This window comes from Mesorhizobium sp. WSM4983, assembly GCF_029625765.1.
Taxonomy (GTDB): Bacteria; Pseudomonadota; Alphaproteobacteria; order Rhizobiales; family Rhizobiaceae; genus Mesorhizobium.
The window spans coordinates 127,213-144,698 of record NZ_JARTVM010000004.1 but is presented as its reverse complement, the minus strand read 5'-3'; the positions used below and the strand labels follow the sequence as shown (position 1 = coordinate 144,698).

General features: G+C 64.5%; 19 protein-coding genes. 11 read left to right on the top strand and 8 right to left on the bottom strand.

Going from position 1 to position 17,486, the window contains the following annotated elements:
- The first annotated feature begins 60 nt into the window (after positions 1-60).
- From P9254_RS14655 to P9254_RS14635, 5 genes are all read left to right on the top strand, one after another.
- Positions 61-912 carry a glycine betaine ABC transporter substrate-binding protein gene (locus P9254_RS14655; protein ID WP_127217286.1) on the top strand — a complete coding sequence of 284 codons (852 nt, stop codon included), beginning with the start codon at positions 61-63 and terminating at the stop codon, positions 910-912.
- Between the two features lie 77 nt (positions 913-989).
- Positions 990-2,081, top strand: a complete 1,092-nt coding sequence (locus P9254_RS14650; RefSeq protein ID WP_278056697.1) for a quaternary amine ABC transporter ATP-binding protein — start codon at positions 990-992, stop codon at positions 2,079-2,081.
- A 15-nt stretch (positions 2,082-2,096) separates the two neighbouring features.
- A complete protein-coding gene (locus P9254_RS14645; RefSeq protein ID WP_278056696.1) occupies positions 2,097-2,945 on the top strand; it encodes an ABC transporter permease in 849 nt (282 codons plus the stop codon).
- The gene (locus tag P9254_RS14640) at positions 2,942-3,802 is read left to right on the top strand and encodes an ABC transporter permease (protein WP_278056538.1); all 861 of its coding nucleotides are present in this window, start codon (positions 2,942-2,944) and stop codon (positions 3,800-3,802) included. The genes P9254_RS14645 and P9254_RS14640 overlap by 4 nt, the downstream gene beginning before the upstream one ends.
- Positions 3,803-3,814: 12 nt before the next feature.
- Positions 3,815-4,813 (top strand): 4-hydroxyproline epimerase, encoded by a 999-nt coding sequence (locus tag P9254_RS14635; RefSeq protein ID WP_278056694.1) that lies wholly within the window; start codon positions 3,815-3,817, stop codon positions 4,811-4,813.
- Positions 4,814-5,173: 360 nt separating this feature from the next.
- Here the strand turns inward: P9254_RS14635 and P9254_RS14630 are convergent, their stop codons facing one another.
- From P9254_RS14630 to P9254_RS14610, 5 genes are all read right to left on the bottom strand, one after another.
- Positions 5,174-6,127: a DMT family transporter gene (locus tag P9254_RS14630; protein ID WP_278056692.1), complete on the bottom strand. Its 954-nt coding sequence runs from the start codon at positions 6,125-6,127 to the stop codon at positions 5,174-5,176.
- Positions 6,128-6,264: 137 nt separating this feature from the next.
- Positions 6,265-6,789: an EF-hand domain-containing protein gene (locus P9254_RS14625; protein ID WP_278056690.1), complete on the bottom strand. Its 525-nt coding sequence runs from the start codon at positions 6,787-6,789 to the stop codon at positions 6,265-6,267.
- 180 nt (positions 6,790-6,969) lie between these two features.
- Positions 6,970-8,121 (bottom strand): NAD(P)/FAD-dependent oxidoreductase, encoded by a 1,152-nt coding sequence (locus P9254_RS14620; protein WP_278056689.1) that lies wholly within the window; start codon positions 8,119-8,121, stop codon positions 6,970-6,972.
- A gap of 24 nt (positions 8,122-8,145) precedes the next feature.
- Entirely contained in the window at positions 8,146-9,465 is a 1,320-nt protein-coding gene (locus tag P9254_RS14615; protein ID WP_278056688.1) for an aspartate aminotransferase family protein, read from the bottom strand.
- An 88-nt stretch (positions 9,466-9,553) separates the two neighbouring features.
- The gene (locus P9254_RS14610; protein ID WP_164750424.1) at positions 9,554-11,044 is read right to left on the bottom strand and encodes a winged helix-turn-helix domain-containing tetratricopeptide repeat protein; all 1,491 of its coding nucleotides are present in this window, start codon (positions 11,042-11,044) and stop codon (positions 9,554-9,556) included.
- A gap of 175 nt (positions 11,045-11,219) precedes the next feature.
- Here P9254_RS14610 and P9254_RS14605 point away from each other — a divergent pair, with 175 nt between their 5' ends.
- The gene (locus P9254_RS14605) at positions 11,220-11,936 is read left to right on the top strand and encodes a class I SAM-dependent methyltransferase (protein WP_278056687.1); all 717 of its coding nucleotides are present in this window, start codon (positions 11,220-11,222) and stop codon (positions 11,934-11,936) included.
- A 177-nt stretch (positions 11,937-12,113) separates the two neighbouring features.
- On the opposite strand, the gene P9254_RS14600 is transcribed toward P9254_RS14605, so the two are convergent.
- Positions 12,114-13,019 carry an alpha/beta hydrolase gene (locus tag P9254_RS14600; RefSeq protein ID WP_278056686.1) on the bottom strand — a complete coding sequence of 302 codons (906 nt, stop codon included), beginning with the start codon at positions 13,017-13,019 and terminating at the stop codon, positions 12,114-12,116.
- Between the two features lie 196 nt (positions 13,020-13,215).
- Here P9254_RS14600 and P9254_RS14595 point away from each other — a divergent pair, with 196 nt between their 5' ends.
- From P9254_RS14595 to P9254_RS14580, 4 genes are all read left to right on the top strand, one after another.
- On the top strand, positions 13,216-14,364 hold the full coding sequence (locus tag P9254_RS14595; RefSeq protein ID WP_278056685.1) for an amidohydrolase: 1,149 nt from the start codon (positions 13,216-13,218) through the stop codon (positions 14,362-14,364).
- Between the two features lie 192 nt (positions 14,365-14,556).
- A complete protein-coding gene (locus tag P9254_RS14590; RefSeq protein ID WP_067321824.1) occupies positions 14,557-14,919 on the top strand; it encodes a VanZ family protein in 363 nt (120 codons plus the stop codon).
- Entirely contained in the window at positions 14,870-15,235 is a 366-nt protein-coding gene (locus P9254_RS14585; protein WP_278056683.1) for a hypothetical protein, read from the top strand. Before P9254_RS14590 ends, P9254_RS14585 begins: the two co-directional genes overlap by 50 nt.
- Positions 15,225-15,794: a DNA-3-methyladenine glycosylase gene (locus P9254_RS14580; protein ID WP_278056681.1), complete on the top strand. Its 570-nt coding sequence runs from the start codon at positions 15,225-15,227 to the stop codon at positions 15,792-15,794. The genes P9254_RS14585 and P9254_RS14580 overlap by 11 nt, the downstream gene beginning before the upstream one ends.
- Before the next feature lie 18 nt (positions 15,795-15,812).
- On the opposite strand, the gene P9254_RS14575 is transcribed toward P9254_RS14580, so the two are convergent.
- Entirely contained in the window at positions 15,813-16,103 is a 291-nt protein-coding gene (locus P9254_RS14575) for a DUF982 domain-containing protein (protein WP_095783366.1), read from the bottom strand.
- A gap of 149 nt (positions 16,104-16,252) precedes the next feature.
- Here P9254_RS14575 and P9254_RS14570 point away from each other — a divergent pair, with 149 nt between their 5' ends.
- On the top strand, positions 16,253-16,612 hold the full coding sequence (locus P9254_RS14570; RefSeq protein WP_278056680.1) for a hypothetical protein: 360 nt from the start codon (positions 16,253-16,255) through the stop codon (positions 16,610-16,612).
- Between the two features lie 96 nt (positions 16,613-16,708).
- Here P9254_RS14570 and P9254_RS14565 read toward each other — a convergent pair whose 3' ends face one another.
- Complete coding sequence (locus P9254_RS14565; protein WP_278056525.1) at positions 16,709-17,311, bottom strand: cupin; 603 nt, start codon at positions 17,309-17,311, stop codon at positions 16,709-16,711.
- Positions 17,312-17,486 lie beyond the last annotated feature (175 nt).

Sequence of the window (17,486 nt, the reverse complement as noted above, 5' to 3'; positions counted from 1 at the left end):
CCGAGCAGACCGCGAAGTCTTCGAACGGGAATGGAAACGGAAACTTAGGAGTGAGGAAACATGAAGACGTTGTGGAAAGCGCTCTGCGCTGCCGCGATGGTCGGGATGACCATGCTGTCCGCTCAGGCGGAAGAAAAGACAATCACCGTTGGCACGATGTCGTGGGAGGATCTCACCCCCATCACAGGCATCACCAAGAAGGTGCTTGAGGACGCCGGCTACACCGTCAAGGTGGTCGATTTTTCCGAATGGGGCATCGCCTACGCCGCATTGACCAAGGGCGACATTCAACTGCTCGCCTCGCAGACGGACTATGTCGCGCAGGACTACTGGGACAAGAACAAGAAGCGCCTCGAGAAGATCTCTCCGGTTTCGCACGGCCTCTACCAGGCGATCGCCGTGCCGAACTACGTGACCATCGATTCGACCGAGCAGCTCAACGACAACGCCGACAAGTTCGGCGGCAAGATCGTCGGCATCGAGCCGGGTTCGGGCCTGATGCGCGACGCCGCCAATGCGGTCAAGGAATACGGCCTGAAGCTCCAGCTGGTCGAAGGCAGCACCGCCGCGATGACCGCTGCGCTGAAGTCGGCCGTCGACCGCAAGGAATGGATCGCCGTCACCATCTGGGAGCCGTCCTGGATGATGCAGAAGTATCCCGTGAAATTCCTCAAGGATCCGAAGGGCATCTTCCCGCCGCCGCAGAGCTACTACTGGATTGCCAAGAAGGGCTTCTCGGCCGACCATCCGCATGCCCGCGAGGTCATCGCCTCGGTCTATGTGCCGCTCGCTGATATTACCGCCATCAACGGCGCGGTCAGCGACGGCAAGAAGATGGATGAAGCCGTCAAGGCCTGGACCGACGCTCACGCCGATCTCCTGAAGCGCTGGGAAAACATCAAGGGCGAGTAATCACACCAACGGCGGGCCGCCGAACCGGCTGCCCGCCTCCAAACACGATAGCCATTTGGTGGCCCATGGGGAAGGCAATGAACATGACCGTGAATGCCCCCAACGAAGTGTTGGTCGACTGCAAATCCGTGTGGAAGGTGTTCGGGAGCCGCGCCTCGGCCGCGGTCAAGGCGATCTCCGAGCGCGGGCTCTCCAAAAAGCAGGTGCTGCAGGAGTTCAACTGCGTGGTCGGTGTTGCCGACGCTAGCCTCCAGGTCCGCCGCGGCGAGATCTTCTGCATCATGGGCCTCTCGGGAAGCGGCAAGTCGACGCTGATCCGTCTGCTTAATCGCCTGATCGAGCCGAGCCTCGGCAAGATCACGGTCAAGGGAAAGGAGATCGCCAAACTCAATGCCTCCGAGCTGCGCGACATGCGCGCCCGCAATATCGGCATGGTGTTCCAAAGCGTGGCACTCCTGCCGCACCGCACGGTACTGGAAAACGCCGGCTTCGGCCTCGAGGTGCGCGGCGTCGCCAAGGAAGAACGCAACAAGATCGCCCGTGCTGCCCTCGGAAAGGTCGGGCTCGCCGATTGGACATCGCGCTATCCCTCGGAGCTTTCCGGCGGCATGCAGCAGCGCGTGGGCCTCGCCCGAGCCTTGGCGGCAGACCCGGAAATCATCCTCATGGACGAGCCTTTCAGCGCGCTCGACCCGCTCATCCGCCGTCAGTTGCAGGACGAGTTCCGGCAACTGACGAAGTCGCTCGGCAAGTCGGCGGTCTTCATCACGCATGATCTCGAGGAAGCCATCCGCATCGGCGACCGTATTGCTATCATGAAGGACGGCGTCATCGTCCAGGTCGGGACGGCTGAAGACATCGTGACAAAACCCGCAGACGATTACGTCTCCGATTTCGTGGCGGGCATTTCCAGGATTCACCTGGTCAAGGCGCACTCCGTGATGACGCCAGTGGGCGAATACAAGAGTGCGCAACCGCATAGCGACGTGAACGCCCTGCCCCGTACGTCACCGGAGGCCGACATCGGCGCCCTCATCGACCTCACCACGCAGTCCGATCGCGACGCGGTGGCGGTCGTCGAGAACGGAGCGGTCGTCGGCGTCGTCACCATCCGCGGCCTGCTGCGCGGCGTCGCCGGCAAGCCCGCGGGAGAACTCGCAGCGGCATAGCTCGGGAGGAGCGTCATGGACATCTCGACTATCACGGACGCGTTCGACAGCGGGACCGATACCGCTCTCGGCTGGATCAGCGACAATGGCGACTGGCTGTTCGAAACGCTGAGGGCCGGGCTTGAAGGAACCTATGACGGCGTCCTCTGGCTGCTGCAGCTCGCACCGTTCTACCTGATCGCGATGGTCGCGGCGCTGCTCGCGTGGCGACTGATCAATGCCCTCGCCGGCGTTCTCGCCGGGCTTGCCCTGGTCTTCTGCGCGGTCATGGGGCTCTGGGCCGAGACCATGAGCACGCTCGCCCTGGTGATTACCGCCACCATATTGGCGCTGCTCTTCGGCATTCCGATCGGCATCGTGGCGGGTTTCGGCAGGGCGTTCGACCGTTTCCTCGAGCCGATACTCGACCTGATCCAGACGCTGCCACCCTACATCTATCTTCTTCCGGCGATCGCGCTGCTGGGTTACGGACCGGCGACCGCGCTCGTCGCCACTTTCATCGTCGCGATGCCTCCTGCCATCCGGCTCACTGCGCTGGGCATCCGAATGACGCCGCGCGAATTCGTGGAGCTGGGACACGCGACCGGCCTGACCCCTTGGCAGATGTTCGTCAAGATCAGGCTCCCCTTCGCCATCCCGAGCGTCATGGCGGGGATCAACCAGAGCCTGATGATGGCCTTCGGCATGGTCGTCATCGCCGGCATCGTCGGTTCGGGCGGTCTCGGCGAGACGATCTATTCGGCCGTGCGCACGCTCGACATTGCAACCTCTATCAACGCCGCCATCGCCATCGTCATACTGACCATGGTGCTCGACAGGCTCACGCAAAGCGCGGCCAGCCGCGCCAAGGGAGGCGCAAGATGAATTTCGATCTGCTCCGCTTTTCGCCGGGGGGTTATCTTGCCCCCGCGGTGGATTGGCTGAACACCAACTTCCATCCGTTTTTCGACGCCGTGGCCAAACTGATCGAGGCGGTGCTCAGCGGCATCGAAGTCGCCCTGCTCTACCCGCCCGCCTATGTGACGATCGTCTTGGCCGTTGCTCTGGCCTTCTTTCTCGTCGGCACCAGGGTTGCCGTCGTGACGGCCGTTGCGCTTCTATTCTGCCTGCTGGCCGGCTTCTGGGCCGCGTCGATGCAGACGCTGGCGCTGGTGACGGTGGCGGTGATCATCTCGGTGTCGATCGCGTTCCCGCTCGGCATCCTGGCATCGCGCTCCAAGAATTTCGAGGCCGCGATCCGGCCGGTGCTGGACATCATGCAGACGGTACCGCCTTGGGTCTATCTCATCCCAGCCGTCATGATCTTCAGCCTCGGCCGCGTACCGGCGATCATCGCGACGATCGTCTACGGCATACCGCCGATGCTGCGCCTCACGACGCTCGCCTTCAACCAGGTGCCGAAGGATCTTCTGGAGCTTGGCCAGGCCACCGGGGCTTCGCCGCGATCGATCCTGTTCAAGATAGAAATCCCCTCCGCCAAGCCGACCCTGCTGGTCGGCCTCAACCAGTGCATTCTGCTCTCACTGGCTATGGTCGTGCTGGCCGGCCTCGTCGGAGCGGGCGGCCTCGGCGCGGAGGTGACGCGGGGATTGACCCGCATGGAGATGGGGCTCGGCCTGCGGGCCGGCCTGTCGATCGTGGCGATCGCCATCTTCCTCGACCGGCTGTCGAGGGGCGCGCTGGAGCGCAGCCGGGCACCCGGTGCGGCCAAGCCTGCCTGAACGGAGAGATCAATGCGCCGCAGCTTCTTCTGCATCGACGCCCACACCTGCGGCAACCCGGTTCGGCTGGTCGCCGGCGGCGGACCTTTGCTGCCGCACGCCCCGATCGCCGAGCGACGCGAGCTCTTCGTGCGCGAGCATGACTGGATCCGGCGGGCGCTGATGTTCGAACCGCGCGGCCACGACATCATGTCGGGCGCCATCATCTATCCCGCCTGCCGCGAGGACTGCGATTTCGCCGTCATCTTCATCGAGGTCAGCGGCTGCCTGCCGATGTGCGGCGCCGGCACGATCGGCCTGGTTACGGCGGCGCTGGAAGAAGGGCTCGTTACGCCGCGCATCCCGGGCAGGCTGTCGATCGAGACGCCGGCGGGAAGAGTGGACATCCAGTACGAGAAGCCGGGCGAATTCGTGGACTCCGTGCGGATGTTCAATGTCGCCAGTTATCTGCATGCGGCCGATGTCGGCGTCCATGTTCCAGGGCTCGGCCGGCTCGTGGTCGACATCGCCTATGGTGGCAATTTCTACGCGGTGGTCGAGCCGCAGGAAAACTGGCGGGGTCTGGAGGGCATGTCGGCCAGCGACATCGTCGACCTCAGCCGGCGTCTGCGCGACGCGTTGGCGATTGTCTGCAATCCGGCCCACCCCGAGGACGAGAGAATAAGCGGCGTCCACCACGCCATCTGGTGCGACAAACCCTTGGGCAGCGATGCCGACGGCCGCGGTGCGGTCTTCTACGGCGACAAGGCGATCGACCGTTCGCCGGGCGGCACGGGAACGTCGGCGCGCATGGCGCAACTTCGCGGCAAGGGCCGCCTGAAAGTTGGCGACAGCTTCCGCCAGGAAAGCCTGATCGGCACTGTCTTCGAGGGCCGTGTCGAGGCGGAGGTTGACGTTGGCCCTTTCAAAGGCATTCGGCCAAGCGTCGGCGGATGGGCGCAAATTATTGGCCACAATACGATCTTTGTGGACGACCGCGATCCGTTGGCCCACGGATTCCAGATCAGGTAGGCGCTTGCTTCGCTGCCTTGTCGTGGCCTCGGTCGTCCGAATGGCCGAGCATGCGAAGCGCACGGCCGATATTTACCTAAGCTGGCCAGTCTGGCCATCGTCCTTAGGGATGCGTTTCAATTGTATTAGCATTAGCGCATATTTCTATCAGCCGGTGCCCTCTTAGCGAAGTCCCCGTACTAGGTCCCCGCCGGTTAGGCCCGGTGGCCCTTGCCTTTCGCCACCAAACCCACAAGGGCTCCGGGCCGCTCCCGTGTCAGGGTGTCGACAGACCGTGTCATTCGAACCCCGAAGGACATCGGGCATGGGCGATCGACCGCGCCGATGCGGTAAACTCTCCTTGCACTTGCCATCACCGGGCTACGCGACGCGAGCCGCATGCGGCTTCAACATCGTGGCAAGCACGATGCCGGCGACGATGAAGGCGGCGCCGATGAGATCGTAGTCATGCAGGCTCTCGCCGAGCAGCAGATAGGCGAGGATGGCGACGAACATCGTCTGCAGATAGAGGAGCATGCTCGCCCGGCTGGCGCCGAGCGTCGCCACGCTGCGATTGTAGAGATAGTACATCAGGGCGCCGCCCGGGCCCGCCAGATAGGCGAGCGCGAGCCAGCCATGGGCGTTCAAGGCGGAGCGTTCGTCGTTGACCAGTTCCCACAGATGGAAAGGCAGGGCGACGAGCGCGCCGGCGCCGAGCAGGAGCACCACCAGCGGCAACAGCTCGATGCCGAATTTGGACCGGCGCACCAGCACGGTGTAGAGCGCCCAGCAGAACGCGCTGCCGACGATCCACAATTCGCCCAGGTTGAACTGTAGCTGAAGCAGCGCCGCCAGGTCGCCATGCGCGACGATCACCAGCATGCCGGCGAGCGCAACCACCGCGCCGAGCGCCTGCCAAAGCCCGAGCGGCTCGCCGAGCACGAAACGCGCGAGCACCATCGTCATGACCGGAGACAGCGCCATGATGATGCCGGCCGTGGTCGCGTCGGTGTCGGCGAGGCCGCGGTAGATCATGCCCTGGCAGAGCGTCAGGCCGATCGCTCCGACGGCGGCGATCTCCAGCGGCCGGGATTTGACAAGCGCGATCATCGCGCCGTGATGACGATGCACGATCGGCAGCAGGATGGCGCAGGCGAGCGCAAGCCGCCAGAAGCAGAGTCCCCAGGGCGGCATTTCCGGCGCCACCCATTTGGCCGCGATATAGACGCCGGCCGACAGCAGCCAGCACAGCACCGCGGCCGGATAGCCGGAGAGCGAAGGTATCGAGGCGGCGGCGGACTGTTCCGCCGGATGAGCTATCGGCACCGCCTGCATGTCATGCCCCCGTTCAAAGAACGTCAGCGCCCAAGGATGGCGGCAATATATCTCAATCCCGGGCCGTCACATATATGCGCTTCCATGGACAGCGGCTGCCAAGATGCATCGCTCTGGCTGGATGTGCTTCGGCGCCGCTACCGCATGCGCCCGCCACCGGAGCCATGCATGAACGACTGCAGCTCGTCCAGGTCGAGGCTGCCGTCGCCATCCTCGTCGGCGGCGTTGAAGATCCTGCCGACGATATCCTGAACTTCGCCCTGCGACAGTGCGCCGTCGCCGTCGGCATCCACTATCGCGAACATGACCTGCATACGGGCGCGGTGCATCATGCGCGGTCCCATCCGATCAGGCCTGCCAGCCATTCTGTCGCCGTCGCGCCGCGCTTGTCTGTCTTCGCGGTGCCAACGTCCGCCATGCCGGGGTCCCTGTTCAGCCGAACGATCTTCCTGCAGCTTCTCCTGGAGCGCGTCGTCGATCATCTGGCGGATCACCTCGCGCGTCGGACCTGCGGGTTGGGCGTTGGCTTCCGGTGTCGCGGTCGGTCCGGGCTTCTGCGGAATGGGCGTGGGCTCCGGCGTAGCACTTGTCTGGGCAAGGACCGGGAAGGTCATGAATAGCAAGGCAGCAGCGGCGGCTGTGGTTCTGTACGGAAGTTTCATCGGGTTCTCCCTTGAGCTGTGACTGTCTCTCAAACTGAGATGCACAACCAACCTGCTCTCGATCCGATGGTTCCGCGCGAAGCGCCGACGGCCCAAGAAGTGTTTCGAGCCTGCAGAATGCCGGCGCGCTCCTAGGCGCGTGACACGGACTTCGACATCCCGCCAAGCTCCATCGCTCAATCACCTAAGAGCAATGTTTCGCGCTGCCGACGGCAGCAGGCTCTCGGTGCCGGGCGCGGAAACCGGGGCGCCGTGAAGAACCCAGTCGGCCGCGATCTGCCCGATCACCGGGGCCAGCTGGATGCCGTAGCCGCCGGCGCCGGCGGCGGTCACCAATGTCGGCTCGGAAGCATCGATCGGGCCGACGAAGGGGCGATGGTCGGCGGTCACGGGGTAAAGGCCGGCCCAACCCCGGCCAAGCCGCGCGCCCGGCAGATCGGGCAGCCGCTCAAGGAGAAGCTCCGCCAGTCTGACCTTAGATCGTTCCTCGCACTGGTCGTTATAATTGTCGGGATCCTCCGGCGCGAGCGAGTCGACCTTGTGAATCTCGGCGATCAGTTCGGTGCTTTTCTCATGGCGGAAATTGAGGCCGCTGCCTTCGCCGTTTACCAGATCCATGACCATCGGCATCGTGTAGCCGAGCGGCTCGTCGAGATGGATGACGACCGCCTCGTGACGCTCGGGCCAAATGTGCAGGCGCTGGCCGAAGAGTTCGGCCACCTGCGGCGCCCAGGCTCCTGCCGCATTGACCACGACATCGCAATCGATCGGATCGCCGCTGGTCTCCAGCGTGTAGCCGCGCGCTCGCCGCCTTACCCCCAGCAGCTTGCGATACTGGCGGATTTCGCCGCCCTGGGTGCGGACCGAATGCGCCAGGAAAGTGCACATCTCGTGAGGGTCGAGGAAGCCATTGTCGGGCCCGAACAGCCCACCCTCCAGCCCACCCGGGTTGATATGCGGCACGAGTTCCGTGAGTTCGTTCGCACGATAGAGTCGGGAGCGCAGGCCGGCCTCTTCCTGAATTTCCACCGACTTTGCAAACAGTTCCATCTGCTTCTGCGTGCGCGCCAGCCGCAGATAGCCGATATGGTTGAAGCCAAGCCCCTGGCTCTCCCATTGGCGGAAGCGGCGCAGCGCATGAACGCGAAGCATGATCTCAAACGGATCGGTAAATTGCGATCCGACCACGCCAACCGACCTGCCGCTCGATCCGGAGGCGATCGACTGGCCTTCGAGCACGGTTACGCGCGCGCCCTGTTCGACAAGGTGGAGGGCCGAGCACAAACCCAACGTGCCGGCGCCAATCACCACCACATGAGGAGAAGCTGTCATCCGTGATCCTCCTGTCGGCCTGTCTCAGGACTGGCGAGCGATCTCGCCCAGGGTCTCGTCGATCGCCTGCAGAATGGCGCGGGCGTCTGCCTCGGTCATCGGTGTCGACAGCGCGAACAGGCCATAGCTGGCCGACAAGACGCCGCGGCCAAGCAAGCCCTTGTGGAAGGCATCGAGCTTCCTGCGTTCGGCCTGGCCGGGATAGACGGAGCGGTAATCCGTGACGGGATGCGACGTGAAATGGACCTTGAAGAGCGAGCCCAGGCCGACGCATTGGCCGGCAAGACCATGCTTGCCCAATGAGGCGGCGATGCCGTCGCGCAACAAAGCGCCGAGGCGATCGAGGTGGGCAAAGCTTTCCCTGGTCAGCGCCCGCATCGCGGCCAGCCCGGCGCGCATCGTCACCGGATTGGCGGTGAAGGTGCCGCCATGCGGCAAAGCGGGCTTGCCCTGGGTCGGATCGAACACCGCCATGATGTCGGCCCGGCCGCCGACGGCACCCACGGGAAAGCCTCCGCCGATGATCTTGCCCAGCGCCGTCAGGTCGGGCTCGATGCCCCACAGCCCCTGCGCGCCCGAATAGCCGAGGCGGAAGGAAATCACCTCGTCGAAGATGACCAGGGCACCCGCCGCATGGGCGATCTCGACCATGGCGTGCAGGTAATCCTGCCGCGCCGGAATGAGGCCGGCGCGGTTCGGCATGGGATCGATCAGCACGCCGGCAATGGTATCGCGCTCAGCGGCGAAGACCGCGCGCAGCGCTTCGCTGTCGTTGAACGGCACGGCGATCACATCGTCCAGCACCCCGCGCGGCGTGCCCCTCGTATAGGGCGTGGAATTCGGCATGTCTCCCCAATTGGCGGGAGTACTGTCAAGGCTGACTTCGGCGAAGTCGTAGGAGCCGTGATAGGCGCCCTCGATCTTGACGATTTTGGGCCGTCCGGTGAAGGCGCGCGCGGCCTTGATGGCCATCATCACCCCCTCGGTCCCGGAGTTGGCGAAGCGGATCCGGTCGACCGAGGGCAAGCGCTCGACCAGCAGCTCGGCAAGCTCGATCTCGCTGACCGTCGGCGCACCGAAGGCCGTGCCGAACGGCAGCTGGTCGATCACCGCGCCGGCCACATCCGGTTGCGTGTAGCCATGGATCATCGAGGTGAAATTGTTGATGCAGTCGTAATAGACGTTGCCGTCCACATCCCAGACCCTGCACCCCTCGCCTCGCGAGGCATAGATCGGAAACGGATCGACAAAGACCGTGGTGCGCGTGTTCCCGCCCGGCATCACCTTCCTGGCACGTTCGAACAGGGTCTTCGACAGGGGCATTGCGTCTGGATAGTGCGGCATGGTTCGATCGTATGGCTTTGTTGGCGCAGTGCGCAATCGGCCAGGCGGGGCCTGCGACGTGACCACCAAGACCCAATTGAAGCCAAAGCTAGGCCAACCCCGCCATGCGAAGTCCGCTGATGTAGAGAGCGCGCTTTTCGGGCCTGACGATGGGGTGGTGCTCGTCGACCCAGGCCACCGAGAGGTTCGGCTGTAGCCGCAGGGCCTCCTTCAACGCCGCGGCGGCGGTGGCGACATCGCCGGCAAGGGCAGCCGTCGCCGCATAAGTCCGCCAAGCGGTGCCGAAAGCCGGCCGAAGCTGAACGGCCCGGCGCTCCAGATCGGCCGCCACATCGAACCGTCCCGCGGTGAAGTGGCAGATACCCATGGTGGAAAAGATCGCCGCCTGAATGAAATCCCGCGGGCTGAGCCGCGCGGCAATCGCCAGGTGATGCAAGCCATCCTCCGCCATGTCGCCATAGCCATAGGTGGAACCCAGAATGCAGTGCGCGAGCGAGAGCCCAGGATTGCGTTCGATCGCCTCCAGCAATTCGTCTACCGCCGAGCGAAAATTTCGCGACACCATGTGAACATAGCCGGCCGAAAGATGCGCCCAGGGATCGTCCTGATCGCGCACGACCGCCGCTTGTGCCCTCGTCAAAGCGGAGGCCAACAGCTCACGGGGTTTCGGCGTCAGGCCAAGCGCTGCCCGCGCGCCGGTCGTCCAGGCAAGAAGGCTGTTGGCGCGGGCATAATCGGGATCGATCTCAAGCGCCTTGACGAGCAGACCCTCGGCCATGTCGAGGTCTTTCTCGGATCCCCACGTCCAGACATGGGGCATGGCCTTCATCACAAAGCCCCAGGCGTCGAGCCTCTCGGCGGGACGGCTATGCAGGCGCAGACGCTCGGCTTCGTAAAGCTGGGGCTCGATCGAAGCCATAACCTTGTGGGTGATCTGGTCTTGCAACGCCAGGAAATCGCCGCTCTCGACATCGAAGCGTTCCGCCCACACCTGCGTACCCGCGCTGGCATCGCTCAGCGTCGCCGTGATCCTCAGGGCCTGCCCGGACTGGCGCACGCTGCCCTGCAGGACGTAGCGGACTTTCAACTCGCGGCGCAGGCGATCGAGCTCGATGTGCTGCGGGTCATAGGCAAAGGAAGAACTCCGGTCACGCACATGCAGACCTCGCAACCGCGACAGGCCGGTGATGATGTCCTCCGACAGGCCGTCGGCAAAGTAGGACTTTTCGGGATCGTCGCCGATCAGGCGAAAACGGGTCACCGCGATGGACGGCCCTTCGTCCGATTCGGCTGCACCGTTTCGCGTATCGCTTGCGTCAAGCCGCACCTCGCCGGTCAGCCGGTAGCCCACGCGCGCGACCGACAGGATCGAATGCGAGGCGTCGGGTCCCTCGCCCAGGACCTTGCGCAAGGCGGCGATCTGCACCGACAGGTTGCCCTCCTCGACCGCCAGTCCGTTCCAGGCTGCATCGAGCAGTTCGTCCTTACCGACCACGACTCCGGCCGAGCGCAGCAGGCGCTCCAGAAGCAGCATGGCCCGGTAGCCTACCGAAATCGGCACTCCGCGTCGGTAAAGCATTCCCGCTCCCGCATCGAGCAAGAAAGGACCAAAACTGTAGCGCCGCTCCTCCATCAGCTCACGCTAATGCAATGAGGCGTTTTTTGGAAGTTTTCGGAAGTTTTAGCACCTCGGTTCGCTACATTTAGCGGCCCGCATTTCACCTTGATTGCTCCTGACCGAGAGGAGCGATCCCATGACCGCCGCCACCAAGATCGAAGTTGCCGTGCCCCCCTCTGCCCTGTTCCAAGAAATGTGGGGCATCTATCGCAAGGTTCTGGACAACAACTACCTGTTTCACCGTGAAGCTTATGCGGTGCTTCGCCAGTTGCTGCAAAACCAACGCCCTGGCTTCTCTTTCCTGGACCTTGCATGCGGAGACGCCTCGTTCAGTGCGGCTGCCTTGGAGGGCTTGCCCGTCGGTCGCTATGTCGGCATCGACCTGTCGCGGACAGCGCTCGATGAGGCAACCGCCAATGTCGCCGGTCTGTCATGCGCCGCCGAACTGCGGCGCGGGGAATTCGTAGAGTGGCTGACCGCCTCGGAGGAGCCTGTCGACTTCGCCTGGATCGGCCTGTCCTTGCACCATTTACGCTTCGACAAAAAACTCGAGGTCATGCACCAGCTGCGGCGCCTTGTCGGCCCATCCGGGACACTTCTGGTCTACGAGAACACATGCAAAATGTGGGAGAGCCGGGCCGGCTGGATGAGACGATGGGAACGGCAGCGCAAAGATTTTTCGGCGCTCAGCAGCCTCGAATGGCTGCTGCTCGCCACCCACGTGCATAGCATGGATTACCCTGAGACTGCGTCTTCCTGGCGGAATCTTGGCCGGCGGGCCGGCTTCCGCGAGGTGCGTGAGTACTACAGGAGTCCTTCGAACCTTTTCCGGTTGTTCAGCTTCAAGGCTTAGCGGCTCGCGGCCGACAACTTCGCGTCGACGAGCCGGGCTCGGCGAACTCACACGCGAACCAAAGCTCTACCTGAATGGTCGAAATGCAGGGCGCGAGTGGGCGGGACATCGAGCTGCCAGGCGCGGCATCAAAGCGGTCAGGTCGGGAACATGCCAATCCTGCCTGGCCGCCGGTGGTTACACAAATTCGCGGGCAAAGCTGCCCGCGCTCAGAAGCGCGCGCCGCCCGGCGCTCAATTGCGCATTCCAGACCGGCCACGCATGGATCATATGCGGCCAGATTTCGAGGCGTGCCTCGACGTCCGCCATGCCGACGGCCTCGGCGAGCCGCGTCGCGTCCGACAGCAGCGTCTCGGCGGAACCGACCTGGATCAGCATTGGAGGAAATCCGCTCAGATCGGCAAACAAGGGCGAGATCAGCGGATCGCGCCGGTCCACATCATGCGGAACATAGGCGCCCGCCAATTCCTCCAGATAGGCCCGGTGGATGATGGGGTCGATCGCGTCCTTGGCTGACAATGTCGTGCCGGACATCGAAAGATCCGTCCAGGGCGAGACCAGCCAAAGGCAGCCCGGCAACCGCTCGCCCGCCGCGCGCAACCGGCCGACCAGTGACAGGCTGAGATTGCCGCCGGCACTGTCTCCGCCGACAACGATGCGATCCGGCGCGATCCCTTGCTCGGCGAGGAAGCGCCACGCCGCGAGCGCGTCTTCGTGCTGCGCGGGAAAGGGATGTTCCGGCGCGCGCCGATGGCCGACCGCAAGCGTGCGCATTCTCATTGCCCGGCCGGCCTCTGTCACCATTCGACGATGGCTTTTGATCGAGCCGGAGCAGTAACCGCCACCATGGAAGAAGAGCAGCACCTTGTCCGTGCCGGACCCGGGCGCCAGGGACCACTCCGCGGCGAGGCCGTCGAAGACCACCGCCGCGCATCGGATATCGCCCGCGACCGGCCAGCACGAGCCGACCTCGTCGAGCCGCGCCCGGCGTTCATCCCAGCCCACCGGCCGCGGCTTCGACGCCAGCAAGGCACGAATGGCGTTGATTTCCTGTAGATCGAGGTTTTCGCCCGCACCGCTCATTTCGACGCCCCACGACCAAGCGCGCCGCGACTAGTAGCGCTTTGAGCTTTGGCAACGGAAATCGTTGGGATAGTCGCTGGATGTGTCAAGCTGCGTCAGCGAATTCACCCATGGACTATTTGAATTGATCGGCATGGCACCGCGCGAGCAGAACCCTATTGTGTTTGTGTGAGCTGCAAACCACGCGGAGACGAACGTGACCCTGACCAACCGAGACCTGGTCGAGCTGACGGAATGGCGGCGCAAGCTGCATCGGCAGCCGGAAATCTCCAACGAAGAGGAGAATACGGCGAAGGAGGTCGTCGACTTCCTCGCCGATACCGGGCCGGACAAGGTGCTGACCGGGCTCGGCGGCCATGGCGTGGCGGCGGTCTATGACAGCGGGCAAGCCGGGCCGACGGTGCTGTTTCGCTCCGAGCTCGACGCGTTGCCGATCCATGAGCTTTCGGGCGTCGCGCATGCCTCGCAGGTGCCGGGCAAGTCGCATATGTGCGGCCATGACGGGCACACAGCGATCCTGGCTGCGCTCGGCCGCCAGTTCGGGCGCCAGAGGCCGGCGCGCGGCCGCGTGGTGCTGATGTTCCAGCCGGCGGAAGAGACCGGCAATGGCGCGGCCGGCGTCGTTGCCGATCCGCGCTTTTCCGAGATCCAGCCTGACTTCGCCTTCTCGCTGCACAATCTGCCGGGCGTGCCGTTCGGCGAAGTGAGGCTCAAACCCGGCGTGGTGAATTGCGCCTCGCGCGGCATGCGGATCGTGCTCGAAGGCAAGACCGCGCATTCCTCCATGCCCGAAACCGGCAGCTCGCCGATGCTGGCGGTCAGTGAGTTGATGCCGCAGCTGCCGACGCTCGGGCGCGGCACCTTCGCCGTCGACGATTTCGCCATGGTCACCGTCACCCATTGCTCGATGGGCGAAGCGGTGTTCGGCATCGCGCCCGGCTATGCCGAGGTGTGGGCGACGCTGCGCACCCGCCGCGACGAGCGCATGGCGGAGTTGGTTGCAGCGGCGGAGGCGCTGGCGGCAAGAATCGCCGCCCAACACGGCCTTTCCGTCCGCCACAACTACCACGAGATTTTCGTGGCCAGCGTCAACGCGCCGGACGCGGTGGAGCATCTCGAGCGCGCGCTGGACGAGGAAGGCGTGTCGCGCGGCGAGGAAGCCTTGCCGATGCGCGCCTCGGAGGATTTCGGCATCTTCGGCCACAGCGCCAAGTCGGCGATGTTCTTCCTCGGAGCCGGCGAGCGCTACCCGGCGCTGCACAATCCCGACTACGATTTCCCGGACGACCTGATCCCGATCGGTTCGAAGATCTTCATGCGCGCGGCGCGCAGTCTGCTGGGGTGAGCGGCCTGGAAAGGAGGCGCATTCTCCGGCCGGAATTGCGTCGGAACAGAGAGACAGGGCAGTTCACCTTTTCCATGAAACGCTGGACTGAGACGGTGCGCAGGGCCGGCCGGACAGCTTTCGCCGGCGGTTTGCGTGTGCCGCGTAGCGCCCTGTATTGTTATGCCGGCTTGCCGCTTGTATGAGCGGGGAATGACCTCGATCTCCCGTCTTACCGCGCTCGTGCTGCTGGCGGCCATCACGTTTGCCACCCTCTCACCCGTCCAAATGCGCCCGCATCTCGGTGAGGCGAACATGGAACGCGCACTGGCCTATGCCCTGTTCGGCCTTGCCTTGGCCTTCGGATTCCGCGCCCGCCTGATGCACGCAATGCTGTTTGTCTGCGCCGCGGCCGGCCTATTGGAATTGCTGCAGGCGGTCGATCCCGGCCGGCATGCCCGGCTCCAGGATGCGCTCGTGAAAGCGGCGGCCGGGCTCATTGGGATTGCCTTGGCGCGGATTGTGTTTGCCGTCGCGAGCAGGGCCGTCGATCGTTCGGCAGGTCCGAGGATTTGAATCCCGGCACGGCAGCGCAGGCAATAGCCGCGCGGAACCCGCTTGGGGTTCTTCGCTGGCGCGGCGCTATCGCGCGGAAAAGGTCCGCGAGGTCGGCGACCGGATCATCAAAAACCAGCTGGCGCGGCACCGGCGCGAGATCGCGCCCGACCTCGATCTGGGCGATGCGGCAGCGCTCATCGAGACACTCCTGGAGAACGTGGTCCACCGCGCCATCGAACGGCACCCCGTCAGCGTCGCCGACGAACGCGCGATGGATCAGTGCCGCAGGATGATTATGGCCTATCTGACGAGCGTTGACCGCCATGCCGCCTAGCACTCACGCCGACCAGCACCACAATTTCTTCGCGCGCGAAGCCGTCACGGTGGCGCGCGCCTTGATCGGCGCGCGGCTCGGCCTCGCCGGCGTCGGCGGCATCATTGTCGAGACCGAGGCCTATCGCCCCGACGATCCGGCCTCGCACAGCTATCGCGGCCGCACGCCGCGCAACGCGCCGATGTATGGCGCCCCCGGCACGGCCTATGTCTATCGCTCCTACGGCTTGCATTGGTGCCTGAATGCGGTGTGCCTGCCGGGCAGCGCGGTGCTGATCCGCGCGATCCAGCCGCAGTCCGGCATCGCCGCCATGCGCGACAGGCGGGGAACCGACGATGACAGGCTGCTCTGCTCCGGCCCGGGCAAGCTCTGCCAGGCGATGGGCGTCGACGGCTCGCATAACGGCCTGTCGCTCATCGCGCCGCCCTTCGAGTTTGCCGCCTCGGAAACCAACGCGGCCGCTATCCTGAGCGGACGCAGGATCGGTATCACGAAGGGCGTGCAGGCGCAGTGGCGGTTCGGCCTCGGCGGATCGCCTTATGTCAGCCGGAAGTTTTGACAGATCGATAGCGATCGATCACGCCGCCATCCATTCCTGCGCGGCACGCGCCGCGGCCAGTTCCATTGCTTCGGCAGCGAGAATGCCGCGCGACCTCGCGAACGCTTCGAAGGCGACGCGTGCGGCTTCGGCATCCTGTTCACCCGCGACCGCCGCCCGGCACAGCGCGAGGGTCGTTGCGTAGGTCGGGCTGCGGCTGCCCGTCCATTCGTCGAGAAACTGATAGGCCTCGAAGACGGTGTTTATCTCGCGCGGAAAGCCGAGCCCGACGAAGATTGCGACGGGCTGAGAGAAACGCTTGGCGGGCATTGGTGTGGGCTCCATGAGGTAAGCTGCTTCGACAACGCGCGTCCCGCAGGCCGGTTGCAGCTCGAAAGCGATTTTGGTTCCCGTCGACGGATGCTTGCCCGAAGCCTCCGTGTGTGTTTTCTCGCCCGCACATTAGGAAAGGCTTGCGGATGCGAATCGCAATGATCCTCGCGCTCAGCGCGGCGCTGGCTGGATGCGTGACCTCTCCGGTCGACTACGGAGCGAAGCTGTCGCAGCAGGACACGAAATGGGCCTCGCCGGAATGCCAGCAGGCCCGCATTGCGGCCTCGGACTACGACGTGCGCGAAAAGGAGCATCCCGGCTGGGGTTTTGGCGTGCTGCTCGGCCCGTACAGCATGGGGATGGTGGCGGCGGTGAAGGAGCATGAGCAGCAACAGCGACGGCTTCTTGCCCGCCAGGTGCACCTGCAATGCTCCAGCCAGCCGTTGCCCAAGGAGCTGGATTTCGATCCGGCAACCTACGCGCCGACGAAGACGCAATATCCGTAGGCGAAAGCGCGCCGCTACGCCTGCAAATCGGCGGCCGCTGTTTCTTGTTGAAGGCGCAGGTGGGGATGGCCTCGCTTGATGGCGAGATGCTTGCATTCAGCGTTCGCCCCACGCCTTCAGCAATGGTCCGTCGCGGCCATAGACCGGGTCCTTGCGCGGCCGGCTCACCTTCGGGATCATGCGTAGCGCTTCCGCGTGCTGCTCGGGCTTGGTGCATTCGTCATAGGTGCCGGAGGGCGGATAGGCGCCGACGACGAGGAAATCGGCGGAAGCCGAGAGCCGCTGGTGACCGGTGCCGGCCGGCAGGACCGCGACGTCGCCGGCCTTGACCGTGAGCGCGCGGCCCTTGTCGCCGCCGAAGCGCACCTTGGCCGTGCCGCGCGCAATGCCCAGCACCTCATGGATGCGCGAGTGGTAGTGGACATAGTCGTAGATGCCGTTGCGCCAGCTGTCGCTCCAGCCATTCGCCTTGAATAGCTCCTCGAAGACGGCTGCCGGATCGAGATCGTCCGGCAACGTCACGGCGCCGCGGTAAACGATCAGCGGCCACGACGGATGGTTCGGAACAAGGCCGTCGTCCTTGAAGCGGAAGGCATTGGCTTTCCTCTGCCTAACCAGATCCGCGAGCCTGGACGTGGCCGGTCTTGCGATCCCGGTCAGCTTCTCGGCTGCTTTCTTGATGCTCTCGACAATGCTCAAAGCCGGGTACTCCATAAGTGCCGCTTGCAACGCCTTGCGATCTCGGCCGACCGAACTCAACCCGTGGGGACAGCCTTGGTTCCAGAGGTTGGCGACGCCCGCTCGCGGCACGAGCGACCCCCATTGCTTCCCGGCATCGCAGCGGTCAAGCTGCGGGAGGTTGCCGGCATCCCAT